The sequence below is a fragment of the Bifidobacterium sp. LH_419 genome (assembly GCF_056356955.1).
In genome coordinates this window covers 36,161-60,289 of the sequence record NZ_JBKEVG010000012.1, presented here as the reverse complement: position 1 = coordinate 60,289, position 24,129 = coordinate 36,161, and the positions used below count along the sequence as shown (strand labels likewise).

Below are 24,129 nucleotides of genomic sequence, written 5' to 3'. Positions count from 1 at the left end.
CACCCCGAGGCCGTGCGAGCGACGGATTGGACGGGGCCCGGGGATTTCGTGCGCGAGATGGGACTCGAACCCACACGTCCGAAGACACAGGAACCTAAATCCTGCGCGGCTACCATTACGCCACTCGCGCGCAAGAAGACAATCTATCAGTCGGCTGGGAAAACGGAGCACGGTGCCGGAAGACGACGGGGAAACGAAAAACCCGGATTCGGCGAACCGAATCCGGGTGGTGGAGCCACTTGTCAGAATCGAACTGACGACCTGCTCATTACGAGTGAGCCGCTCTACCGACTGAGCTAAAGTGGCTTTGCGCTTGGGAAGCATTCGCTACCCATGCACAAGAGAAAAAGTATAGGGGCCGTCGCGCAAAACGCAACCCGGCGTGTCGCGCGCCGCATCCCCGCGCTACCGCAGCAGCGCCTCGATGGCCGGCACGAGCGCCTTCAACGCCTTGCCGCGGTGGGAAATCGCGTTCTTCTCGGCCGGCGTCATCTCGGCACTGGTCAGCGGCTCGCCCTCATGGTCGGGGTCGTCGCTGGTGCGTCCCGGCTGGTCGTCGGGCACGAAGATCGGGTCGTAGCCGAAGCCATGCTCGCCGCGGGCCTTGCGGATGATGCGTCCGGGCATCTCCCCCACCTCGACCGTCTCGGAGACGATCTCGTGATGGGCGGCGAGCGCGGCCGCGTCCCCGGCGGCCACGGCGTCGCCGCCGGTCGCGTCCACCGCGTCGCCGGGCACGACGAGCGCGGCGGCGCAACGGAAGCGCGCGGTGCGCTTGTCGTCCGGGACGTCCTCGATCTGGGCGAGCAGGAGCGCGTTGTTGGCCTTGTCGTGGCCGTGCGCGCCGGCCCAGCGCGCGGAGAGGATGCCGGGGGCGGCGCCCATCACGTCGACGATGAGGCCGGAGTCGTCGGCGATGGCGGGCAGTCCGGTGCGGCGGGCCACGTCGCGGGCCTTGAGCAGCGCGTTCTCCTGGAAGGTGACGCCGGTCTCGACCGGGTCGGGCAGGTGCAGCGAGCCAGCGGAGACGAGCTCCACCTGCGCCGCGTCGTCGCCCAGATCCTCGGCGAGGATGCGGCGGATCTCCACGAGTTTGCCTTCGTTGTGCGTGGCTACCACGAGTTTCATGCTGGTTCCTTCGTTCGGTGGGTCTGGTCGGTTCGTCGGATCGTCTCAGTCGAGGGCGAGCGCGGCGCGCTGGGCGGCCTGCAGCTCCTTATTGCCCTTTTCGGCGAGATCGAGCAGCGTGCCGAGTTCGGCGCGCGTGAACGGGCGGTGTTCGGCGGTGCCCTGCAGCTCGATGAACTCGCCGTGGCCGGTCATGGCGACGTTCATGTCGGTCATGGCCTGGCTGTCCTCCACGTACGGCAGGTCGAGCATCGGCGTGCCGTTGATGACGCCGACGGAGACGGCGGAGACGACGTCCCTGATCGCCTTGTCGGCGGACTTGATGTGGTGGTTGCGTTCCGCCCAGTTCAGGGCGTCGACGAGCGCGACGTACGCGCCGGTCACGGATGCGGTGCGCGTGCCGCCGTCGGCCTGGAGCACGTCGCAGTCGAGCTGGATCTGGTTCTCGCCGAGCGCCTTCATGTCGATGACGCCCCTCAGGCAACGGCCGATGAGGCGGCTGATCTCGTGCGTGCGGCCGCCGATCTTGCCTTTGACGGACTCGCGGTCGGTGCGCTCCTTGGTGGCGCGCGGCAGCATCGCGTATTCGGCGGTCACCCAGCCGAGTCCGGAGTCCTTGCGCCAGCGGGGCACGCCCGGGGTGAACGTGGCGGTGCACATGACGCGCGTGTTGCCGCATTCGATGAGCACGGAGCCCTCCGGCGCGTCGGTGAAGTGGCGGGTGATGCGCACGGGACGCAGTTCGTCGACCTTGCGTCCGTCCTGACGGGTGATGGAGCGATTGCCCAGCATGTCTGTGATTTCAACCATGATGCCCAGCCTACCCCACTTGGCCGGAACGGGCTCGTCTCCCGAGGACCGTCCGCTTTCAGCCGAGCAGCTGCCGCTCAGGCAGGATGCGGTCGACGACGAACACGATGAGGCTCAACGCAAGGAACCCTAGGGCGAGTTTGCCGCAGTTGACGCCGAACTGCGGCCATCCGAGCGCGGTCGGGTCGATGAACGCGTACGGGTACGGGCTGCCGCCGGCCGCCGGGCCCGATGTGGGGAACATGGCGGCGCGCACGAGCACGAACGCGAGGTACGCGGGAAAGTAGATGAGCCACGAGAACATGTAGTGCCACTGGAACCGGCGATGCGGGTCGAAGAGCACGAAGTCGACGACCGCCATGATCGGCGCGACGCGGTGCAGCCACGTGTTCGTCATCAATCCGAGCACCTGCGGCACGTAGGCGGGGTCGTCGGGCGGCATGAGCAGGAACGCGACCACGGCGGTGACGATCGCGTACAGGGTGAGGCACCCCTTCAGCCAGGCGGGCGGCTGGATGCCCTTCAGGATCGTGGCCGCGCCGGCCCACAGCATCACGAATCCGAGCGCGAATCCGGTCTGGAACGTGAAGTATGTCCAGTATTCGGGCCTATGCCACGCCTCGTAGGTGCCGACGAAGCACATGCCGGCGATCGCCAGCCGCCACAATCCCGCGAAGAATCTCATATCCCCCAGTGTACGCGGCCGTCCTTTCCCGCCCATCCCTCACCCCGCCTCCTTCACCCCTACCCCGCCCACTCCCATGGTGCGGTAAATCTCCCATGGTGCGGTTTCACGAATCCGCCATTTTCCAACGAAAATCGCCTACCGCACCATGAGCGTTTACCGCACCATGGGAGGTTGGCGGCCCTAGGCGGGGACCTGGGCGGGACCTGGGCGGGGACTGGCGCACCGTGGGCGACGGCGAGTAGGCTGGTTGGCAACGAAAACAACGAGAACAGCGGTACCCCAACGGGCAAAGGAGAGAACATGGATTATTCACCGGCGTTGATGACCGACATGTACGAGTACACGATGCTGGACGCGTGCCTCAAGGACGGCACCGCGAACCGCAAGTGCGTGTTCGAGGTGTTCACCCGCCACCTGCCCGTCGGCCGCCGCTACGGCGTGGTCGCCGGCACCGGCCGCATCCTCGACGCGCTCGAGCGCTTCCATCTCGACGACGAGGACCTGCGCTTCCTCGCCGACCGGCACGTGGTGAGCCCCGAGACCATCAAGTGGCTGGAGGACTTCCACTTCTCCGGCTCGATCAAGGGCTACCGCGAAGGCGAGATGTTCTTCCCGAACTCGCCGATCCTGGAGATCGAGGGCACGTTCGGCGAATGCACGCTGCTGGAGACGCTCGTGCTGTCCATCCTCAACTACGATTCGGCGGTCGCCTCCGCCGCCTCCCGCATGGTCTCCGCCGCGAAGGACCGCCCGTGCATGGACATGGGCGGACGCCGCACGAACGAATGGTCGGCCGTGGCCGCCGCCCGCGCCGCCGTGGTCGGCGGATTCAAGGGCACGGCGAACCTGCTCGCCGCCCAGATGTACGGGCTCAAGGCGATCGGCACCGCCGCCCACTGCTTCACACTCGTGCACGACAACGAGCGTCAGGCGTTCGAATCGCAGATCGCCGCGCTCGGCAAGAACACGACGCTGCTCGTCGACACGTACAACATCGAGGAGGCCGTGAAGACGGCCGTCGAAGTGGCCGGACCGGAGCTCGGCGGCGTGCGCATCGACTCGGGCGACCTCGCCCTGATGGCGCAGCGCGTGCGCAACCAGCTGGACGCGCTGGGGGCGACGAACACGAAGATCACCGTCACCAACGACCTCGACGAGTACGCGCTCGCCGCGCTCCAGACCGCGCCGGTCGACTCGTACGGCGTGGGCACGATGCTCGTCACCGGTTCGGGTGCGCCCACCTGCGCGATGGTGTACAAGCTCACCGAACGCGAGGGCGCGGACGGCACGATGCAGACGGTCGCGAAGAAGTCGAAGAACAAGGCGACCGTGCCGGGCAGGAAGCTCGCCTACCGCTCCTACGAGTACAATCTCGCCGACGTGGAGCACGTGGTCTCCGGCTCCGAGGACCAGCTCGCCGCGTTCACGCCGGAGGAAGGGTGGAAGGACCTGCTCGTGCCGTTCGTCGACCACGGCGAGATCGACCACCAGTGGCAGGGCCACGACGCGATCGTCAACGCGCACGAATACCGCGCGAAGGCCCTCGCCGAACTTCCCATCGCCGCCCAGAGCCTCATGCGCGGCGACCCGGTGATTCCGACTGAGATCACGGTTCTGTAGAACCGCGACTCGGTAGGAATCCTTCGCGATTGCCTATAGCGCAATCGCTCACTTCGCCTACGGACACCCCACCGGGGTGTCCGTTTCACGGCTCAGCTACTGAGATCACCGTTCTGTAGAACGGCGACTCAGTCCTGTAGAACCGGACCGGCTCAGCAGTCGATGGTGTAGACGCGGGTCTTGTAGTCCTTCCAGTCGGGCAACCCCTCCCCCGCGTCGAGCGCGCGCTTGATGTCGCCGTAGTAGTGCAGTTTGCGCTGCACGTGCATCGCGGCCTCGTCGAGCGCACGCCGCTGCTCGTCGAGCGTCTTCCGGCGCGATTCGAGCAGGTCGAGGATTTCGTCGATATGCGCCGGCTCGTCCTGTTCGTAGGCGAAGAACCGTTTCAGGTCCTCGATGGTCATGCCCGCGTTCTTGAAGCAGCAGATGGCGCGCAGCCGGTTGATGTGGCACTCCTCGTATTCGCGGCGTCCGGCCGCGTCACGCCCCACGTTCGTGAGCAGCCCCTGGTCCTCGTAGTACCTCAGCGTGGAGGTCTGCATGTGGAAGCGTTCCGCCACCTCGCGAATCGTGTACGTCGCCATGTCGTCCCGTTCCTTTCCGTTTTCGCCGTCGCGCGTCATCGCGGCGCCGCGCCGTCGCGCGACACGCCGCGGACGCCGACTTGCGTTCAAGTCTACTTGAATTGCGACGATGATTGCGTAACCACGGAACATTCACGGAAACACACGCAAGGAGCATCGATGCTGGAAGCGACCACCACCTACACGCCGGCCGAAGACCGCTACGACCACATGACCTACAACCGTTGCGGGGCCTCCGGCCTCAAACTGCCGGCCGTCTCGCTCGGATTCTGGCACAACTTCGGCGACCTGACGTCGTTCGAGCATATGAAGCAGCTCGTGTTCACCGCGTTCGACAACGGCATCACGCACTTCGACCTGGCCAACAACTACGGCCCCGAACCCGGCCAGGCCGAGAAGAACTGCGGGCTGCTGCTGAACAAGTACTTCAAGGCCCACCGCGACGAGCTCATCGTCTCCACGAAGGCCGGCTACGAGATGTGGACGGGCCCCTACGGCGACCACGGCTCGCGCAAGTACCTCATCGCCTCGCTCGACCAGTCCCTGACCCGCCTCGGCCTCGACTACGTGGACATCTTCTACCACCACCGCCCGGACCCGGACACCCCGCTCGAGGAGACGATGGGCGCGCTCGCCCAGATCGTGAACTCCGGCAAGGCGCTGTACGTCGGCCTGTCCAACTACGACGGCCCGACGATGGAGAAGGCGGCGGCAATCCTTGACGAACTGCACGTGCCGTTCGTCATCAACCAGAACCGCTACAACATCTTCGACCGCACGATCGAGCGGAACGGACTCAAAGACACGGCCAAGCGCCTCGGCAAGGGACTCATCACCTTCTCGCCGCTCGCGCAGGGCCTGCTCACGAACCGCTACCTCGACGGCGTGCCGGCCGACAGCCGCATCGCCCTCGACCCGCGCTTCCTCAAGGACTCCGCGCTCACCCCGGAACGCCTCCAGCAAATCCGCGAGCTCAACGACATCGCGATCGCCCGCGGCCAGACGCTCGCCGAGATGAGCCTCGCCTGGCTGCTGCACGACGGCGTCGTCACCTCCGTGCTCGCCGGCGCCTCGAAGCCGCAGCAGATCCTCGACAACATCGGCGCGCTCAAGAACACCACGTTCAGCGACGAGGAACTCGCCAAGATCGACGAGATCTCGCTGCGATAGCCGCAAGGAAAAGGAATCGGCCTTCGGCCGATACGATGTTTTCGCGGCCTTCCAGCCGCGGACTTCTCTCCCTCCGTCAGCCTTCGGCTGACACCTCCCTCGTCAGAGGGAGGCTTTCCGGCCCCCTCTGACGAGGGGGCTCCCGGCGAAGCCGGGTGGGGGAGAGACTGCGGCCGGAAGGCCACAAATGAATCGTATCGGCCGAAGGCCGATTCAATTCCCAGGCCGTCTCACCAGCCGCGCATCTCGTCATAGATGCGCTTGCAGTCGGGGCAGACCGGGTACTTGGACGGGTCGTGCTTGGGCACCCACACCTTGCCGCACAGCGCGACCACCGGGCGGCCGGTCATCTGCGATTCGGCGATGCGGTCGCGCGAGACGTAGTGCGCGAAACGGTCCGCGTCGCCGTCGTCGGAGCGGCTGGTCTCCTCCTTCTCCTCCGGGCGTTCAAGCACCGCGGTGCCGGTGCCGGCATCCGGGTCGGACAGCGGCGACGACGTGTCCGCGTCGAGGAATGCGGCGGGAATCCTGTCATCGTTCAGATCATCGTTCATCATGGCGACCTCCTGCATGGCCATTTTGGGCTTATGTCGGGCTTATATACTGCCCACCATCATAGTTGCCGTCATCGCGCATGGACGTCATCGCGCATAACCGCCGCCGTCGCACACGCCCACCGCCGCCGCATCCGCATCGTCGCGCCCTCCCGCACGCTGGCGGCGCGACGCGGTAGGCTAGTGAACCATGACCATAGCAGTGTGCCCCGGCTCGTACGACCCCGTGACCGCCGGACATCTTGACGTAATCGAACGCAGTGCGCGCTTCTTCGAGGAAGTGCATGTGGTGGTGGCGGTGAACGCGGCGAAGACGCCGATGTTCCCCACCGAGACCCGTGTCGACATCATCCGCCGCGCCCTCGCCAAAGACGGCTGCGCGAACGTCGTCGTCGCCTCCACGGACGGCCTCATCACCGACTATTGTCGTCAGGTGGGTGCCACCGTAATCGTGAAGGGACTGCGGCAGAACGGCGACTACGAGGCGGAACTCGGCATGGCGCTCGTGAACCGCAAGATCGGCGACGTGGAGACCGTCTTCCTTCCCGCCGACCCGGTGCTCGAGCACATCTCCAGCTCCATCGTCAAGGACGTGGCGCGTCACGGCGGCGACGTGACCGGCATGGTGCCCGACTGCGTGGTGCCGATGCTCACCGAGGCGCTGTCGCGGGAGGCGGCCGCGCGCAAGGCACGCGCCGGGGCGTGACGGCCGCGCACGCGACGGCCGCCGACAATCGTGGGCGCGCGGGAAGCGCGTCGAAGGAAAGGAACGCATCATGACCGATGCAACGCAAGACGACAACCAGGAGGGCGCGGACGGCGCCGAGGCGCGTCCGGAAGGCTATGTGGACCTCACGGCGCAGCCTGCCGCGCCCGCGCCGGCGGGCGACGGCGGCTCCGCACCCGTGACGTTCGAGCCGATGATCGCGCCGCCGGCACCGTCCGATGCGGGCGCGGCAGGCGAGGCCACGCTCGCGCCTCCCGCGCCGTCGCCTGTCCCGTCACCCGCTCCGGCGGCCGTCCCGGCGCCGCCGGAAGGCGCGACGCAGGCCGCGCCCGGCTCCGCCACCGTCGCCGCGCCGACGATTCCGGCGGACGGCGACGGTGCGGACGGTTCCGCCGGCGACGGGAGCGACGCGGGCGACGACGAACGCGTGCTCAAGTCGCCGTTCCCGCTGCCCGACCTGCGCGAGGGCGACGACGATGACGACGACATCGACGCCAGCCGCGACGAGTTCACCACCGTCTACGACATCATCGACCGGCTGGAGGCCGTGCTGGAGGAGGCGAAGGGCAGCATCTTCTTCCCCGACCAGGTGAAGATCGACCGCGCCGAGTTCGCCGGTCAGCTGAGCGACCTGAAGAAGATGCTCCCGGTGCAGCTGGAACGCGCCTCCGCGCTCATGCGCGAGGCGGAACGCCGGCTGGAGGGCGCGCAGACGCAGGCGAACGCGATCGTCGCCTCCGCGCAGAGCCGTGCCGCCGACATCGTCAAGGAGGCGAACGAGCAGGCGCAGTTCCTCGCCGGGCAGGAGAACGTCACCGAGATCGCGCGGCAGAAGGCGCGCACGATCCTCAACACGGCGCAGACGAAGGCCGACCGGCTCACGCGCGGCGCCGACGAGTACTCGACGAAGGTGATGGAGTCGCTGCGATCCCAGCTCGCGAAGATGAGCGGCGACGTGGACGCCGGGCTCAACGTGCTCTACGAGCGCCGCAAGTCGGCGGGCGAGCAGATGCCGCACCTCGACATCAGCGACTACCCCGAGTCGCGCTGACCGGCGGATGCTCCCGGACAGACCGAACGTCAACAAACACGTCAACAGACACAGACACACCGAAAGAAAGGCTTGGACCATGTCCCGTCCCGAAGATTCCCCGTGGGCCGTTTCCGTCGCGCAGGTCGCGTCGCGCGCCGGCCAGTCGAAGGCCGTCGACGCCGACTTCCCCGCGCCGAGCGGCATCGGCGACGAGGTGATCGGCGTCGAGGAGGGCGCGCCGGTGCACGTCGCCGGCTCGTTCGACTCGATCGTCGACGGCCTCATCCTCACCGCGCGCGTCACCGCGCCCGTGCACGCCGAGTGCACGCGCTGCCTCAAGCCGATCAGGCGCGACTGGGGCGTGGACGTGACCGCGTTCTTCCCCTACGAATCCGAGCGCGACGCGAACCGCGGCCGCGACGACGGCAAGGGCGAGGTGGATATCATCGCCGGCGAGGAGGAGTCGGAGGACACGTACCCGCTGCTCCAGGGCGGAGCGTTCGCCGATCTCGAGGCGCTGCTGCGCGACACGCTCGTCGAGAAGCTGCCGCTGCAGCCGCTGTGCCGCGAGGACTGCAAGGGCCTGTGCTCGCAGTGCGGCGTCGACCTGAACGAGCACCCGGACCACCACCACGAGACCACCGACATCCGCTTCGCCGGACTCGCCGCGCTGAAGGCGCAGCTGGAGGCCGACGGACAAGGCGAGTGACGACACGCGGCGGCGTGCGCACCGTCTTTGTACAGGCGGTGCGTTACAGTACTGAACGCTTAAGCTCAATGTTCGAACGAAACAGAGGATACTGAAATGGCACTGCCTAAGTACAAGACCTCGCGCGCCAACACGCACTCGCGTCGCGCGAACTGGAAGGCGACCGCTACGGCGACCGTGACTTGCCCGAACTGCGGCGAGCCGGCCCTGCCGCACATGGCCTGCCCGAGCTGCGGTTCCTTCCGCGGCCGCATCTACCGTGAGGCCATCCGCCCCGGTCACGCCAAGTGATCATCGCGGCATAGCCACGAATAACGGCATGAAGAAAGCCCTGCCATCGACGGGTGGCGGGGCTTTCGCATAGCTGCACGCCGTTTTCATGCGGCCGTTTTCATGCGGCCGTTTTCATGCGGCCGTCCGCAAACGGCCTGAAGGACAGCGAAATCCCCAAGGACATCAAGGAGCATATGATGACCGAAACCACATCCACCCGCACCGCCGGCCCGTCCGACGCGGCGAACGAACTGCTGGAGCGTCTGGGCACGACGATCAGCCCCGACCTGCTCGTGCAGGCGCTCACCCACCGTTCCTTCGCGCACGAGCACCCCGGCGTCAAGCACTACGAGCGTCTCGAGTTCCTCGGCGACGCCGTGCTCGAACTCGTCGCCACCGAGACCCTCTTCCGTGTCCACCCGGACATGACCGAAGGCCAGTTGGCGAAGATGAGGGCCAAGGCGGTGAGCGAGGAGGCGCTGAGCGCGATCGCCCGCACCAAGCTGCACGTCGAGCCGTACATCCTGCTCGGCCGCGGCGAGGCGGCGCAGGGCGGCGCCTCGAAGAGCTCGATCCTGTGCGACATCGTCGAATCGCTGATTGGCGCGACGTTCGTCGAACACGGCATCGACGGCGCGCGCGAGGTCGTGCACCGTCTCGTCGACGATACGCTCGCCGAGGTCGCGACCGAAGGCCCGGCGCTCGACTGGAAGACCTCGCTGACGGTGAAGGCGCACGAGCTCGGCAGACCGGAGCCCGTCTACCACATGTCCGTCTCCGGACCGGAATACGCGCAGGTGTTCACCGCGCGCGTCACGCTCGGCGACGACGAGACGGTGCTCGGCACCGCGCGCGGCTCCAGCAAGCGCAAGGCGCAGCTGGCCGCGGCGGAGATCGCCTGGCACAAGCTGTCCGACTGATTCCGTCGCCTCGGACGCGCGGAACACACGCGTCCGGGGCGACGCGCGTTCCGCCCATTGGGCCATGTCTCGCAAACATCCACGGAACGCATAGACTGGTAACACGCGCGAAAGCCGGCCACGACCCGGCTTTCCATGCAACGGGGCCGCCTGCGGTTCGGGTCACACGCCCGGAGAAGGGCGGCCATGGACCAGTAAGTGAAGTGTGAGAGGGATTATGGCTTTACCCACGCCTTTGCAGGCTTTCAGCGGCGTGCCCAAAACGCCCGTGAGCGACAAGCAGACCATCGTCGACGGTGAGAAGATGACCGGCGCGCAGGCGCTGGTCCGTTCGCTGGAGGATCTCGGCGTCACCGACGTGTTCGGCATCCCGGGCGGGGCCATCCTGCCCGTCTACCATCAGATCAACGACGACCTGAAGTTCCGGTTCATCCTGATGCGCCACGAGCAGGCCGCCGGCCACGCCGCGGAAGGCTACGCGATCGCCACCGGCAAGGTGGGCGTGTGCATCGTCACGTCCGGTCCGGGTGCCACGAACGTGGTCACCGCCATCGCCGATGCGAACATGGACTCCGTGCCGATGGTCGTCATCACCGGCCAGGTGGGCGTCAACGCGATCGGCACCGACGCGTTCCAGGAGGCCGACATCGTCGGCATGACCTACCCGGTCTCCAAGCACTCGTACCTCGTCACCCGCGCGCAGGACATCCCGCGCGTGCTCGCCGAGGCGTTCCACGTGGCCGCCACCGGCCGCCCCGGCCCGGTCGTCGTGGACCTCACGAAGACCGCGCAGGTCGGCGACATGTATTACTCGTGGCCGCAGCGCATGATCCTGCCCGGCTACAACCCGACGACGAAGGCGCACGGCCGCGTGCTGTCCGACGCGGCGAAGCTGTTCAACCAGTCGTACCGCCCGGTGCTGTACGTCGGCGGCGGCGCGATGCGCTCCAACGCCGGCGCGCAGGTGAAGCGTCTCGCGGAACTCACCGACTCCCCGATCGTCACCACGCTGCCGGCACGCGGCATCGTGCCCGACTCCGACCCGCACAACCTCGGCATGCTCGGCATGCACGGCACGGTGGCGGCCACCGGCGCCGTGCAGCGCTGCGACCTGCTCGTCGCGATCGGCGCACGCTTCGACGACCGCGTGACCGGCAAGCTCGACGCGTTCGCGCCCGGCGCGCGCGTCATCCACATCGACATCGATCCGGCGGAGATCGGCAAGAACCGCACGCCGGACGTGCCGATCGTCGGCGACGTGGCGACCGTGCTCGACGACCTCATCCCGGAGATCGAACGCGCGCAGGCAATCACGCCGAAGCCGAACCACAAGCCGTGGTGGGACCGCATCGCCTACTGGCGCAAGCAGTACCCGATGACGTGGGACGAACCGACCGACGGCTCGCTCGCCCCGCAGTGGGTCGTCAAGACCCTCTCCGACATGGCCGCCCCGTCCACGATCTGGGTGACCGGCGTGGGCCAGCACCAGATGTGGGCGTCCCAGTTCATCGACTTCGAGAACCCGAAGTCGTGGATCTCCTCCGGCGGCCTCGGCACGATGGGCTACGGCCTGCCGGCCGCGATCGGCGCGTCCGTGGGCTCGGCCCGCGAGTTCGACGGCAGGAAGCCGGTGTGGCTCATCGACGGCGACGGCTCGTTCCAGATGACCAGCGAGGAGCTGGCGGCCGCGTTCTTCGCGCGCACGCCGGTGAAGATCGCGCTGCTCAACAACTCCGTGTACGGCATGGTCCGCCAGTGGCAGACCCTGTTCTACGACCACCACTACTCGCAGACGAACCTGCTCGACGGCGAGGCGCACGGCGCCGAGGGCGACGCGCAGGCTGCCGCCGGCGAGCTGCCGCTCGAGGTGCCGGACTTCGTGAAGCTGGCCGAGGCCTACGGCTGCGTCGCGTTCCGCGTGTTCACCGAGGAGGAGGCCCGCGAGGCCATCGAGAAGGCGAACGCAATCGACGACCGTCCGGTGCTCATCGACTTCCGCGTGTGGAAGGACGCGATGGTGTGGCCGATGGTCGCCGCCGGCGCGTCGAACGACGAGGTGACGTACAAGCCGGGCGTCAAGCCCCTGCTGGACGACACCGAGGGCGACGCGTACGTGAACGCCGCCGAGGAGGCCCGCGAGGCCGCCGCCGGCGCCGATACCGCGACCGCCGCCGCGTCGGATGGAAAGGAGAACTGACATGCCCGCGAACTATCCTGCTTCCAAGCCCGGTTCCGAACGCCATACGCTGTCCGTGCTGGTCGAGAACCGACCGGGCGTGCTGGCGCGCATCGCGGGGCTTTTCGCTCGCCGCGCGTTCAACATCAACTCGCTGTCCGTCTCCCCCACCGAGCGCCCGGACATCTCGCGCGTGACCGTCACGGCCGACGTGGAGGCCGTGCCGCTCGAGCAGATCATCAAGCAGCTCAACAAGCTGCTGCACGTGCTGAAGATCGTCGAACTCGAACCGAACACCACGGTGGAGCGCGAGCTCGTGCTCATCAAGGTGGCCGCCGACGAGTCCAACCGTTCCGACGTGCTCGAGATCGTGCGCCTGTTCCGCGTGCGCGTCGTCGACGTGAACCCGGAGTCGCTCACCATCGAGGCGACCGGTGCAGAAGGCAAGATCGACGCGTTGCTGGGCCTGCTGGAGCATTACGGCGTGATCGAACTGGTCCGCTCCGGCGCGGTCGCCGTGACCCGCGGCCCGAAGGCGCTGAGCGAGAAGGTCCTCGGCTCGGAGATCACCGGCCGCTGAGTTCAGTCATCGGCCTGCCGCCGATTGGGTGACCCACGCATAGGGGACATAGGGGGTTTGGGAGTGTCGCGAGACATTCCCAAACCCCCTTTTCCTTGGCATTCATCTGCTAGCATTGTGCTTGCATATATGACTGCATCATGACAGCACGAGGGGCTGCCATGACGAAACGGCGAGGAGGCGACGATGAGCACGAGCGAGGCGACCGGCACCATCACAGTCCGCAAGGTGCCCGCGGACTGTCTGGCCACGCTGAAGAAGATGGCGAAGGACAACAACCGCTCGATGGAGGCGGAGGTGCGTTCGCTGCTGGAGGACTGCACCACCGAGTATCTGGCGCACCGCATCACCACCTCCGCCGATCTCGTGGCGGAAATGCAGCGTCTGCTCGATGGCGAAGGCCTCGGACCGGACGAGGAGCTGTGCCCGCCGCGCAATACCTACGATTTCGGGCCACGTTCCGTAGACCTCGGCCTTGGAGACGACGATGACGATTGCGGGGACGATGATGATCACCGTCCTTGACACCAACGTCATCAGCGAAGTCACCAGCAGAAGTCCCATGAACGTCAACGTCCGCGATTGGGTCATATCACAACGCCTTCAGACCCTTCACACCACAAGTATCACCATCGCCGAGCTGCTGTATGGCATCGCCCTGCTGCCGGAATCACGCAGGAAGGAGACACTCAAACAGACCACGTCGGCGATCATCGACAACTTCCGGCAGCGGACACTGCCTTTCGATACCGCAGCCGCATCATATTACGCCGCCATCGTCGCCACACGACGGGCATCAGGGCACCCCATAGGCATGCAGGACGCGATGATCGCGGCGATTGCGCGGGCGCACGGCGCGGCCGTGGCGACGCGCAACGTCAAGGATTTCGAGGGCACCGGGGTCACACTCGTCAATCCGTGGGAGCACGGCCGCCGGTAGCGCGCGGGCACCGGCGGCGCACCACACCGCCCCGTCCGCTCACAGGTCGAGCGGCGGCAGGGAGACGGTCGCGTCGGCGCGGTCGCGGCAGGCGGCGATGCGGCGGGCGTTGACCTCGTCGACCTCCATGACCCACGTGCGCGCCCGCTCCGGAGTCTTGCCGAACCTGATATGGCGTTCGACGAGTCGCTCGCGGCGCAGCTCGTCGTCGACGTCGACGTACCAGACCTCGGTCATGGCCGCGCGCACGTCCTGCCACGCGTCGGCCTCATCGAGCAGGTAGTTGCCTTCGGTGACGACGAGGCGCGTCCACGGGAACACGGGAATCGCACCGGCGAGCGGCTGCTCCAGGTCACGCTCGAACATCGGGGCGTAGATGACGCCGTCCTCGCCCTCGTGGATGCGGCGCAGCAGGGAGCGGTAGCCACGCGCGTCGAACGTGTCAATCGCGCCCTTGCGCTCCAGACGGCCCAGACGCCTGAGTTCGACGTCGGCCAGATGGTAGCCGTCCATCGGCACCCATGCGGCGAAATGGTCCTTCGGCTCGGCATCGCCGCCGGGCACGCCTTCTGCGAACGCCTCGGCGAGGAGCTGCGCGAGCGTGGACTTGCCGGCGCCCGGCGCGCCCACGATGCCGAGGATCACGCGCTCATGGGTTGCGAGCAGCTGGGCGACGCGGGACTTGGCTTCTTCGAAATCTGCGATATGGACAGTCATCGTCGTTTCCTCCTGTGGAATGTGCGGGTTGCGGCATCCGCATGTGTTTGCCTTGGAGTGCCCCGGAAGCTTCACCGCCTTCCATTGCTCTCCTTGTAGTACATAAATGTACCATAGTTTTGTATAGTGCTATACAAAATAGAAGCAATTATTGTGAAGATATTGTCAATACAGTGATGCGCTATGCTAACTGATATGAATAAGCCCGTGGAACAACCCGAACTCGGTGACGGCGCCGTCGAACTCCTCACCCAACTGCGCACGCGAGGCCCGATGACGCGCAGCGAGATCGGCGCGGCGACCGGATGGGCGCGTCCGACCGTGAACAGACGCATCGAGGAATTGGAATCGATCGGCATCGTCCGACCACTCTCCATGCCCAGCCGAACCGGCGGACGCCCGGCACAGGGATTCACGTTCGATCCGTCATGCGCGGTCATCCTCGCCATCGACATCGCCACCACGGTCACCACGATCGCCCTGTGCGATCTCGCCGGCGTGCCGACCGCGGTCCGGACCATCGGGACCGGCGCCGAGGACGAACCGGAGCATGCGCTCGATCTGATCGAGACGGCGGCGGACGCGCTGCTGGCCGACACCGGCGATGACGGCGCCACCGGCCCGTATCGTCTGTGCGCGGGCTCCATCGCCGTGACCACACGCGTCGAGACCGCCACCGGCAACATCATCCAGGCGCCGGTGATGCGCCACTGGGAGAACCATAATCTGCGCGACCACTTCTCCGCGCGCTACCACGTGCCGGCGTTCGTCGAGAACGACGCCAACGTGCGCGCCCTGTGCAAGGCGCACCGGATGGCCGCCGACGGCGAGCGCATGGTCGCCGACCTGCTGTACATCCACGCGGGTATGGGATTGGGTGCGGGCATCGTCTCGAACGGCGAGATCATGCACGGCGCGTTCGGCGGCGCAGGCGATATCGGCCACATCCACGTGTTCGGCGCGACCGGCGCGGAAAGCCCATGCCGATGCGGCAATCTCGGCTGCGTGGAGGCCACCGCGGGCGGCTGGGCCGTATTGGAGGCGCTGCAGGATGCCGGCGAACCGGCGCGCACACTGGCGGACGTGGTCGATCTCGCCGCGCATGGCGATGTCGAGACGGTGCGGCTGGTCCGTCAGGCGGGACGTCTGATCGGCGATGTGGTCTCCGCCTGCGTCAACATGCTCAATCCGTCGTGCATCGTGGTCGGTGGGGAGCTGTCCCATTGCGGCGAACTGCTGATGAGCGGTGTGCGCGAGCGCGTATGGGCCCGCGCGCAGCCGCTTGCCGCCGCGCCGCTGCGCATCGAATCCTGCGACGACGAGGCGCGGGCGGGCATCGTCGGATTGGCCTACGCGGCCATCGACCAGGGATTGACGTCCGCGGAGTTTCTGCGGAGGCTCGCCCGAGACTGACCGCCCGCCCCGACTACTGTTCGAGCTGTTCGGAGAGTTCCATCCATTCGGTTTCAAGCGCGTCGGATTCGTCGGTGACGGCCTGCAATTGCTCGTTGAGCTTGTTGAGCCCCTCGTAATCACTCGGATCGTGCGCGGCCATCTGCGCTTCGAGCTCGGACTTGCTCTCCTCCAGCTTGGCGAGCTTGCGTTCGATGGCGGCCACGCGCTTCGAAGCCTCGTGGAACGCCTTGCCGGTGAGCTTCGGGGCGGCGGCTGCGTCCTCGGCTCCCTCGACGGCGCTACCCCCTCCGTCGCGTGGCGACACCTCCCCCTGCAAGGGGGAGGAAGAGGTGCTCTTCCGTCCGCTCTTGCCGCCGGTGCCGGCGAAACCGGGCGTGTCCTCGGGCAGCCCCTTGCCGTTCTTCAGGCTCTCGACCATGTCGAGGTAGTCCTGCACGCCGCCGGGCAGATGGCGCACCTTGCCGCCGATCAGCGCGAACTGCTGGTCGGTGACGCGTTCGAGCAGGTAGCGGTCGTGGGAGACGACGATGAGCGTGCCCGGCCACGTGTCGAGCAGGTCCTCCATCACGGCGAGCATGTCGGTGTCGAGATCGTTGCCGGGCTCGTCCATGATGAGCACGTTCGGCTCGTCGAGCAGGATGAGCAGCAGCTGCATACGGCGCTTCTGACCGCCGGACAGGTCACGGATCGGGGTCATCAGCTGCGCCGACTCGAAGCCGAGACGCTCCATGAGCTGGCCGGGCGTGACCTCCTTGCCGTCGACGATGTAGCTCGGCTTGTAGCGCGACAGCACTTCCTTGATCTTGTACTTGCCGAGCTTCTCCAGTTCGTCGAGACGCTGCGAGAGCACGGCGAAACGCACGGTCTTGCCGATGTTCACGCGGCCCACGGTCGGCGTGAGCGTGCCGTCGATGAGCTTGAGCAGCGTGGACTTGCCGGCGCCGTTCGCGCCGACGATGCCGAAACGGTCGCCGGGGCCGATGAGCCATGTCACGTCGTCGAGGATCTCACGGCCGGAGACGGTCACCTTGCGCGCGGCGGACGTGCCGTCGCCGGAACCGTCGGCCGCGCCGCCGTCCGCGCCCGCCGCGGAGGCGTCCACGCCGATGGACTCGCCGCCGGTGTTCCTGCGGCGCACAGCGCGATCGTCGTCCGACGTCGCGGCGCCGCCCTCCGCCTCGGCCTTCGCGCGCGCCTCCTCGGCGGCGGCGACCGCCTCGGGCACGCCGGCGTCGACCAGACGCGGGTCCGTCATATCGGTCACGGCCACCTCGACCGAGCCGTGCAACTGCGGTTCCGCGTACATCGGTTCCACCACGTCCACACGGGAGGCGGATTCGGCGAGCGCGGCCGCGTCCGGATCGACTTCGACGTCGGTCTTCTCGAAGATCTGCGTCACGTCGACGAGGTCGACGACCTGCTTGCCGAGGCGCGAGGTCGCCATCTGCTTGAGCTCGAGCGTGTTGCGCATCGGCGGCACGTCGGCGATGAGCTCTCGCGCGGCCTTGACGTGGAACTTCTGCTTGGTGGAGCGGGCGCGGGCGCCGCGCGACAGCCAGGCGAGCTCCTTGCGCGCGAGGTTGCGGCGCTTCGTCTCGCGCACGTCGGCCTGACGGTCGCGTTCGACGCGCTGGAGCATGTACGCGGAGTAGCCGCCCTCGAACGGCTCGATGACACCGTCGTGCACCTCCCACATCGATTCGCATACCTCGTCGAGGAACCAGCGGTCGTGGGTGACGAGCAGCAGCGCGCCGGCGCCCTTCGACCAGCGGTTCTTCAGGTGTTCGGCGAGCCAGTGGATGGTGACGACGTCGAGATGGTTGGTGGGCTCGTCGAGCGCGAGGATGTCCCAGTCTTTCAGGAGCAGTCGGGCGAGGTCGGCGCGGCGGCGCTGGCCGCCGGACAGGGAGCCGACCTTCGCGTCGAGGCTCATGCCGCCGAGCAGCGCCTCGACGATCTCGCGGGAGGTGTTGTCGGACGCCCACTCGTAGTCGGCGCGCCCCTCCAGCGCGGCCTCGCGGATCGTGGCGTCGTCGTCGAGCGGATCGCGCTGGTCGAGCATGCCGAACGTGAGTCCGCCGCGTTTCGTCACGCGGCCGGAATCCGGCTCCTGCGTGCCGCGGAACAGGTGGAGCAGCGTGGATTTGCCGTCGCCGTTGCGGCCGACGATGCCGATGCGGTCCCCTTCGAACACGCCCTGCGTCACGTCGGTGAAGATGGTCTTGGTGGCGAAGGCGAGCGAAACGTGTTCCAGTCCAATATCGTAAGTCGGCATAAGCCACTAACTTAGCGCCACCACCGGGCATCGCCGCCCCTCACGCCCCACGGCACCCCTCCCGCACCCCATGGTGCGCTCTTTCTCCCATGGTGCGGCAACACACTTTCTCCATAATGGCGGAATGACGCCATTCCCGCTCACCGCACCATGAGGGGTTTACCGCACCATGGGATGGAAAGGCGGGGAAAATCAGCAGATGACCGGGTCCTTGGGGGCGTTTGCGTTCGCCTCGCGGACGAGACGGCGCGCGTAGCTGTTGCAGCGGGCGGCGAATCCGGTGAACACCTGGTCGGCGAGCGGGTGCAGCAGCGGGTTGTATTGCGCGAAGTCCTCGCGCAGCTTCGACTTGGAACCGCCGGCGGCCTTCAGGTCCTTGACCATGCTCGGCTCGTCGAGCCACTCCTCCATCAGGGCGGAGCTCACCTCGAGATGGAACTGGAGGCCGAGGGCCGATCCGGCGCGGAACGCCTGCACCTTGGTGAGGGGCGAGCGGGCGAGCAGCTGTGCGCCCTCGGGGAGCCCGACCACGTCGTTGTGCCAGTGCAGCACGTTGATCTGCTTGTCCCACATGGAGAAGTAGTCGTGCTTGTCGACGCGCTTGATCGGCGCGAACCCGATCTCCGGCTGCTCGCCACGGTGCAGTTTCGCGCCGAGCGCGGTGGCGATGATCTGGTGGCCGAGGCATACGCCGAGCACCGGCTTGTTCACGGCGATGGCGGCGCGCGCCAGCTTCGCCTCCGCCTTCAGGCCGGGGTACTTGTCATAGTCGGTGGCCCCCATCGGGCCGCCCATGATGACCAGGCCGGCGACCTCGTCGAACGAGGGGAGGTCGGGTTTCTTCCTGTCCACCACGTTGAGGATCTGATAGCCGAGGCCGATCTCGTCGAAGGCGGTGGCGATGCGGCCGGGCTTCTCCCATGGGACATGTTGCAGAACAAGCACTTGTGGCGTCATGTCTCCTATTGTGGCACGACCCACGTAAACGACGGGCGCGTCGGCCATCCGGTTGCGCCCGTCGCCGTCCGCACATACTCTGTTGACTTATGGGAAACAGCCAAGAACCGCATGATTTCAGCACTTCCGTGATGCCGAGCGCGTTCACTCCGGTGAAGGTCGCCAAGGCCGCCGCGGGCCTCAAGCTCTACGACACCGCCTCGCATACGACGAGCGTGTTCACGCCGATCAAGCCCGGCGAGGTGGGCATCTACGTGTGCGGCGCGACGGTGCAGTCGTCGCCCCACATCGGCCACATCCGCGCCGCCGTCGCGTTCGACATCGTGCGTCGGTGGTTCCTCAAGCTCGGCTACAAGGTCACGTTCGTGAGGAACGTCACGGACATCGACGACAAGATCCTCGACAAGGCCGCCGCCGCGGGCCAGCAGTGGTGGGCGCGCGCCTACTACTACGAGCGCGAGTTCACGCACGCCTACGAGACGCTCGGCGTGCTGCCGCCGACGGTCGAGCCGCGCGCGACCGGCCACATGTCCGACATGATCGACCTGATCGAACGCATCATCGCGAACGGCCACGGCTACGTGGTGACCGACGCGGACGGCGAGCCGACCGGCAACGTGTACTTCGACGTGGCGTCGTGGCCGCATTACGGCGAGCTGACGCACCAGAAGCAGACCGCCGAGGTGGACGAGGCGGCGGCCGTGGCCGACCGCATGGGCCCGTCCGTTGACGCCGCCGGCGACGACAAGTACAATCCGGTCGATCCGGCCGATGCCTCCCCCGACAAGCACGACCCGCGTGATTTCGCCCTGTGGAAGGCCCCGAAGGACACCGATCCTCAGGACGCCCGCTGGAGCACCCCGTTCGGCGTGGGCCGCCCGGGCTGGCATATCGAATGCTCGGCGATGAGCCACCGCTACCTGAAGGACGGCTTCGACATCCACGGCGGCGGCCTCGACCTGCGTTTCCCCCACCATGAGAACGAGATGGCGCAGACGCGCGCCGCCGGCTACGATTCGGCCGCCCGCTGGATGCACTCCGCGTGGGTCACCGCGAAGGGCGAGAAGATGTCGAAGTCCCTCGGCACCGGCCTGTCCGTGCCGAGCGTGCTCGCCGAACATTCCGCGTGGGTGGTGCGCTACGCGCTGGGTTCCGTCCAGTACCGTTCGATGCTGGAGTGGTCCGATCAGGCGCTCGTCGAGGCGCAGGCCGCGTACGACCGCATCGCGAACTTCATCGAACGCGCCGGTGTCGCGCTGGGCGGCCAGCCCGCGCGCGACGAGATCGAGGCCGTCTCCGCCGACGATCTGCCCGCCGACTTCACGGCCGCGATGAACGACGACGTGAACGTCTCCGGCGCGACCGCCGCGATCTTCACGGCAATCCGATCCGGCAACACGCTGCTCTCCAAGCTCGCCGACCACGCCGACTCGGACGAGGCCCGCGCCGAGGTGCGCGCCTCGCTCGTCGCCGTGCGCGCGATGCTCGATACCCTGGGCCTCGACCCGCTGGCCGAGCCGTGGGTGTCCGCCGGAGCCGCGGGCGGCGCCGGCGACGGCGCCGACGAGTCGCCGGAGCATGCGGCGTTGGAGAAGCTGATCGGCGAGCAGCTGGCCGCACGCGCCGAGGCCCGCAAGACGAAGGACTTCGCGAAGGCGGACGCGATCCGCGATGCGCTGGCCGGAGCCGGCATCGCCATCGAGGACGGCCCGCAGGGCTCCACCTGGAGCCTCAAGTAGGCGGATGCCGCGACTGAGGGAGAGACTGTGGACGGGGTCGACCGGTCTCTCCCTCCGACCTCGCTTCGCCCGGCCACCTCCCTCGTCAGAGGGAGGCAAGGAAGGTGCCCCTTCGTTTTCCCCCGCCACGGCTAGACTGTTGCCCATTATGGCAGCATTTAGTTCTTTGACTGACAAGCTCTCGAATGCGTTCAAGCATCTGAAGAGCAAGGGCAAGCTTTCCGAAACGGACATCGACGGCACGATCCGCGAGATCCGCCGCGCGCTGCTCGACGCCGACGTGGCGCTTGAAGTGGTGCGCCCGTTCACCGCGCGTGTGCGCGAACGCGCGCTCGGCACCGAGGTGTCCGACGCGCTGAACCCGGCGCAGCAGGTCGTGAAGATCGTCAACGAGGAGCTGACGGCGATCCTCGGTGCCGGCGTGGACCGTCCGTTGAACTTCGCGAAGAACCCGCCGACGATCATCATGCTCGCCGGCCTGCAGGGTGCCGGCAAGACGACGCTCGCCGGCAAGCTCGGCTACTGGCTCAAGGATGCGGGCCACACCCCGCTGCTGGTCGCGGCCGACCTGCAGCGTCCGAACGCGGTCACCCAGCTCCAGGTGGTGGGCGAGCGCGCCGGCGTGCCGGTGTACGCCCCGGAGAAGGGCGTGCAGTCGGACGGCGGCGACGCGGTGTCCGCGCCGGGCCAGACCACCGGCGACCCGGTGAAGGTGGCGCGCGATTCGATCGCCTTCGCCAAGCAGAAGCTGTACGACACGGTCATCATCGATACCGCCGGCCGTCTCGGCGTCGACGAGGAGCTGATGAAGCAGGCGCGCGACATCCGCGACGCCGTGAACCCGAACGAGATTCTGTTCGTCATCGACGCGATGATCGGCCAGGACGCGGTGCGCACCGCGAAGGCGTTCGACGAGGGCGTGGACTTCACCGGCGTGGTCCTGTCCAAGCTCGACGGCGACGCGCGCGGCGGCGCCGCCCTGTCGGTCGCGTCCGTGACCGGCAAGCCGATCCTGTTCGCCTCGAACGGCGAGGGACTGAAGGACTTCGAGGTCTTCCACCCGGACCGCATGGCCTCCCGCATCCTCGACATGGGCGACATCCTCACCCTGATCGAGCAGGCGCAGAAGCAGTTCGACGAGAAGCAGGCCCGCGAGGCCGCGGCGAAGATGGCCGAGGGCGAGTTCGGTCTCGACGACTTCCTCGAGCAGCTGCAGCAGGTCCGCAAGCTCGGTTCGATGAAGTCGCTGCTCGGCATGATCCCGGGCATGGCGGCCCACCGCAAGGAGCTCGAGCAGTTCGACGAGCGCGAGATCGACCGCACGGAGGCGATCATCCGTTCGATGACGCCCGAGGAGCGTCGCAACCCGAAGATCATCAACGGCTCCCGCCGCGCCCGCATCGCCTATGGTTCCGGCAACACGGTCTCCGCCGTCAACGCGCTGCTCCAGCGGTTCGAGCAGGCCGCGAAGATGATGAAGCGCATGTCGAACAAGGCCGGTCTGGGCGGCGGCGTGCCCGGCTTCGGCGGTTCGATGGGCGGCGGCAAGAAGAACAAGAAGGCCAAGGGCAAGAACAAAAACAAGAAGGGCCGTTCCGGCAATCCGATGAAGCGCGAGGCCGAGGAGAAGGCGTTGCGTGACCGTCTGTCCGGCAAGAAGTCGGGCGGCTCCGCGTTCGCCAAGCCGCAGAACCCGGCCCTGCCCGCCGGCCTCCAGCAGGCGCTGGACGCGAACGGCGGCGAACTCCCGCCGAACCTCGGCGGCGGCCTGGCCGGCCTGCTCCGGTAGACCACGTCTCGGCTCCCCTTGTCAGGGGAGCTGTCGCCGAAGGCGACTGAGGGGTAGTCCGTCCTTGGTCGGTCTCTCCCCCAGTCAGCCTACGGCTGCCAGCCCCCTCGACGAGGGGGCCTATTTAATTGTCCTCAAGAAAGGTGTCTGTTCATGCTGGTCTGGTTGCTTTGGGGCGTGATGATCGTCGGCATGCTGTGGGTGCTGCTCAGCGAGCTGCCCGCGGGCATGGAGGCGCGCATGCCGTTCCCGTACATGATCGCCCTGATCCCGTTCCTGTGGGTGCCGCTCGTCGCCTGCGCCGTGGTCGCCGGAATCATCCACGCGTGGGGTCCGATGTGCTGTCTGCTGGGCGTCGCCCTGTCCGCTTCGACCCGCCGCATCGCGTATTGGGGCACGGACCCGCATCCGCGGCGGGAGCACCGCACCGAGGCCATGGCGCGTGACGCATCCCGTGAAACGTCGCGTGAAACAGATTCCGACAATCGTGAAACATCGCGTGAAACGTCACCCGCCGAACCGCCGTCGTCGCTCACGCTGATGACGCTCAACTGCCGCTACGGACGCGCCGACGCCGCCGCGATCGCGCGCGAGGCGCGCATGCGCGGCGTCGACGTGCTCGCGCTGCAGGAGGCGACCGACGACCTGCTCGCGCGTCTCGACGCGGCCGGCATCGCCGATCTGCTCCCCTACCGCCAGTCCGGCGAGTCGAAGGAGACCGACAACGGCGGGTTCAACGTGATCCTCTCCCGCGTCGAACCGGACGACGCCACATCCGACGCGATCGCCATCCCGGCGGCCGACGTGCCGTCGATCACCCTGCCGATGGCGGGCGGACGCGACGTGACGTTCGCGTCCGCGCACCCGAAGTCGCCGATGAGGGGGCCGCGCGAATGGTCGGCGGGCATCATCGGCCTTGGCGGACTCGCCAAGGCCGCGAAACAGGAGGACCACGCCATCGCCGTCGTGCTCGGCGACCTCAACTCCTCCACCGAGCATCCGAGCTTCCGCGCGCTGCTGAAGACCGGATTCCACGACGCGAGCCTCACCCAGGCGAAGGGGCCGAACCTCACGTTCCCCCGCTGGCTCAAGTGGCCGCGCATCGAACTCGACCATATCCTCGCCACGCGCGGGGCGGACTTCGACGCCGTCGCATCGTTCGAGATCCCCGAAACCGACCATCTCGCGCTGACCGCCCGCCTCACGGTGCGCGCGTAGGCATGCACCGAGGCACGCACGCAGAGACCCACGCACCGAAGCGCACGCGCATAGGCGTGTCGCGAGTCCGGGGCACGGCGCTATAATGAACCGGTTATTCGCGAGT

The 24,129-nt window shown here is 67.3% G+C and carries 22 protein-coding genes, 2 tRNA genes and 2 pseudogenes; 15 read left to right on the top strand and 11 right to left on the bottom strand.

From position 1 onward, the window contains the following. Positions 1–49: 49 nt before the first annotated feature. From AC1AYX_RS08415 to AC1AYX_RS08395, 5 genes are all read right to left on the bottom strand, one after another. Positions 50–130, bottom strand: a tRNA-Leu gene (locus AC1AYX_RS08415). Positions 131–230: 100 nt separating this feature from the next. Next, positions 231–306, bottom strand: a tRNA-Thr gene (locus tag AC1AYX_RS08410). 99 nt (positions 307–405) lie between these two features. Next, positions 406–1,128 (bottom strand): non-canonical purine NTP pyrophosphatase, encoded by a 723-nt coding sequence (locus AC1AYX_RS08405; protein WP_476503052.1) that lies wholly within the window; start codon positions 1,126–1,128, stop codon positions 406–408. A gap of 45 nt (positions 1,129–1,173) precedes the next feature. Next, positions 1,174–1,938 (bottom strand): ribonuclease PH, encoded by a 765-nt coding sequence (gene rph / locus AC1AYX_RS08400; protein ID WP_476503051.1) that lies wholly within the window; start codon positions 1,936–1,938, stop codon positions 1,174–1,176. Between the two features lie 58 nt (positions 1,939–1,996). Then, positions 1,997–2,623 (bottom strand): Pr6Pr family membrane protein, encoded by a 627-nt coding sequence (locus AC1AYX_RS08395; protein ID WP_476503050.1) that lies wholly within the window; start codon positions 2,621–2,623, stop codon positions 1,997–1,999. Between the two features lie 303 nt (positions 2,624–2,926). Here AC1AYX_RS08395 and AC1AYX_RS08390 point away from each other — a divergent pair, with 303 nt between their 5' ends. Further along, positions 2,927–4,246, top strand: a complete 1,320-nt coding sequence (locus AC1AYX_RS08390; protein WP_476503049.1) for a nicotinate phosphoribosyltransferase — start codon at positions 2,927–2,929, stop codon at positions 4,244–4,246. A 152-nt stretch (positions 4,247–4,398) separates the two neighbouring features. On the opposite strand, the gene AC1AYX_RS08385 is transcribed toward AC1AYX_RS08390, so the two are convergent. Further along, complete coding sequence (locus AC1AYX_RS08385) at positions 4,399–4,830, bottom strand: MerR family transcriptional regulator (protein WP_476503048.1); 432 nt, start codon at positions 4,828–4,830, stop codon at positions 4,399–4,401. 159 nt (positions 4,831–4,989) lie between these two features. Here AC1AYX_RS08385 and AC1AYX_RS08380 point away from each other — a divergent pair, with 159 nt between their 5' ends. Continuing rightward, entirely contained in the window at positions 4,990–6,000 is a 1,011-nt protein-coding gene (locus tag AC1AYX_RS08380; RefSeq protein ID WP_476503047.1) for an aldo/keto reductase, read from the top strand. 230 nt (positions 6,001–6,230) lie between these two features. Here AC1AYX_RS08380 and AC1AYX_RS08375 read toward each other — a convergent pair whose 3' ends face one another. Next, positions 6,231–6,557 carry a DUF3039 domain-containing protein gene (locus AC1AYX_RS08375; protein ID WP_476503046.1) on the bottom strand — a complete coding sequence of 109 codons (327 nt, stop codon included), beginning with the start codon at positions 6,555–6,557 and terminating at the stop codon, positions 6,231–6,233. A 187-nt stretch (positions 6,558–6,744) separates the two neighbouring features. Here AC1AYX_RS08375 and coaD point away from each other — a divergent pair, with 187 nt between their 5' ends. From coaD to AC1AYX_RS08330, 9 genes are all read left to right on the top strand, one after another. After that, complete coding sequence (coaD, locus tag AC1AYX_RS08370; protein ID WP_476503045.1) at positions 6,745–7,260, top strand: pantetheine-phosphate adenylyltransferase; 516 nt, start codon at positions 6,745–6,747, stop codon at positions 7,258–7,260. 214 nt (positions 7,261–7,474) lie between these two features. Beyond that, complete coding sequence (locus AC1AYX_RS08365) at positions 7,475–8,332, top strand: ATP synthase subunit B family protein (protein ID WP_476503076.1); 858 nt, start codon at positions 7,475–7,477, stop codon at positions 8,330–8,332. Positions 8,333–8,411: 79 nt separating this feature from the next. Continuing rightward, positions 8,412–9,023, top strand: coding sequence for a YceD family protein (locus tag AC1AYX_RS08360; RefSeq protein WP_476503044.1), 612 nt, complete (start codon positions 8,412–8,414; stop codon positions 9,021–9,023). A gap of 96 nt (positions 9,024–9,119) precedes the next feature. Next, the gene (rpmF, locus tag AC1AYX_RS08355) at positions 9,120–9,314 is read left to right on the top strand and encodes a 50S ribosomal protein L32 (RefSeq protein WP_476503043.1); all 195 of its coding nucleotides are present in this window, start codon (positions 9,120–9,122) and stop codon (positions 9,312–9,314) included. Between the two features lie 179 nt (positions 9,315–9,493). Next, on the top strand, positions 9,494–10,216 hold the full coding sequence (gene rnc, locus AC1AYX_RS08350) for a ribonuclease III (protein ID WP_101621811.1): 723 nt from the start codon (positions 9,494–9,496) through the stop codon (positions 10,214–10,216). Positions 10,217–10,433: 217 nt separating this feature from the next. After that, a complete protein-coding gene (locus AC1AYX_RS08345) occupies positions 10,434–12,413 on the top strand; it encodes an acetolactate synthase large subunit (RefSeq protein WP_476503042.1) in 1,980 nt (659 codons plus the stop codon). Between the two features lies 1 nt (position 12,414). Then, on the top strand, positions 12,415–12,972 hold the full coding sequence (ilvN, locus tag AC1AYX_RS08340) for an acetolactate synthase small subunit (protein WP_476503041.1): 558 nt from the start codon (positions 12,415–12,417) through the stop codon (positions 12,970–12,972). A 186-nt stretch (positions 12,973–13,158) separates the two neighbouring features. Further along, a complete protein-coding gene (locus AC1AYX_RS08335) occupies positions 13,159–13,497 on the top strand; it encodes a FitA-like ribbon-helix-helix domain-containing protein (protein ID WP_476503040.1) in 339 nt (112 codons plus the stop codon). Then, on the top strand, positions 13,478–13,912 hold the full coding sequence (locus AC1AYX_RS08330) for a PIN domain-containing protein (protein WP_476503039.1): 435 nt from the start codon (positions 13,478–13,480) through the stop codon (positions 13,910–13,912). The genes AC1AYX_RS08335 and AC1AYX_RS08330 overlap by 20 nt, the downstream gene beginning before the upstream one ends. Positions 13,913–13,951: 39 nt before the next feature. On the opposite strand, the gene AC1AYX_RS08325 is transcribed toward AC1AYX_RS08330, so the two are convergent. Then, complete coding sequence (locus AC1AYX_RS08325) at positions 13,952–14,629, bottom strand: nucleoside/nucleotide kinase family protein (RefSeq protein WP_476503038.1); 678 nt, start codon at positions 14,627–14,629, stop codon at positions 13,952–13,954. Between the two features lie 207 nt (positions 14,630–14,836). Between AC1AYX_RS08325 and AC1AYX_RS08320 the strand changes: the two genes are divergently transcribed. Continuing rightward, a complete protein-coding gene (locus tag AC1AYX_RS08320) occupies positions 14,837–16,042 on the top strand; it encodes an ROK family protein (RefSeq protein WP_476503037.1) in 1,206 nt (401 codons plus the stop codon). Positions 16,043–16,055: 13 nt separating this feature from the next. On the opposite strand, the pseudogene AC1AYX_RS08315 reads toward AC1AYX_RS08320, so the two are convergent. The 3 genes and pseudogenes from AC1AYX_RS08315 to AC1AYX_RS08305 all read right to left on the bottom strand — a co-directional run. Then, positions 16,056–17,090: pseudogene (locus tag AC1AYX_RS08315) on the bottom strand (ATP-binding cassette domain-containing protein); the annotation flags it as partial. Between the two features lie 129 nt (positions 17,091–17,219). Then, positions 17,220–18,320 (bottom strand): annotated as a pseudogene (locus tag AC1AYX_RS08310) (ABC-F family ATP-binding cassette domain-containing protein); the annotation flags it as partial. Between the two features lie 192 nt (positions 18,321–18,512). Then, positions 18,513–19,277 carry a type 1 glutamine amidotransferase gene (locus AC1AYX_RS08305; RefSeq protein ID WP_476503036.1) on the bottom strand — a complete coding sequence of 255 codons (765 nt, stop codon included), beginning with the start codon at positions 19,275–19,277 and terminating at the stop codon, positions 18,513–18,515. Between the two features lie 89 nt (positions 19,278–19,366). Between AC1AYX_RS08305 and cysS the strand changes: the two genes are divergently transcribed. The 3 genes from cysS to AC1AYX_RS08290 all read left to right on the top strand — a co-directional run bounded on the left by cysS (position 19,367) and on the right by AC1AYX_RS08290 (position 24,023). Next, the gene (cysS, locus tag AC1AYX_RS08300; protein WP_476503035.1) at positions 19,367–21,016 is read left to right on the top strand and encodes a cysteine--tRNA ligase; all 1,650 of its coding nucleotides are present in this window, start codon (positions 19,367–19,369) and stop codon (positions 21,014–21,016) included. Positions 21,017–21,164: 148 nt separating this feature from the next. Then, positions 21,165–22,805 (top strand): signal recognition particle protein, encoded by a 1,641-nt coding sequence (gene ffh, locus AC1AYX_RS08295; RefSeq protein WP_476503034.1) that lies wholly within the window; start codon positions 21,165–21,167, stop codon positions 22,803–22,805. A 156-nt stretch (positions 22,806–22,961) separates the two neighbouring features. Continuing rightward, the gene (locus tag AC1AYX_RS08290; protein ID WP_476503075.1) at positions 22,962–24,023 is read left to right on the top strand and encodes an endonuclease/exonuclease/phosphatase family protein; all 1,062 of its coding nucleotides are present in this window, start codon (positions 22,962–22,964) and stop codon (positions 24,021–24,023) included. Positions 24,024–24,129 lie beyond the last annotated feature (106 nt).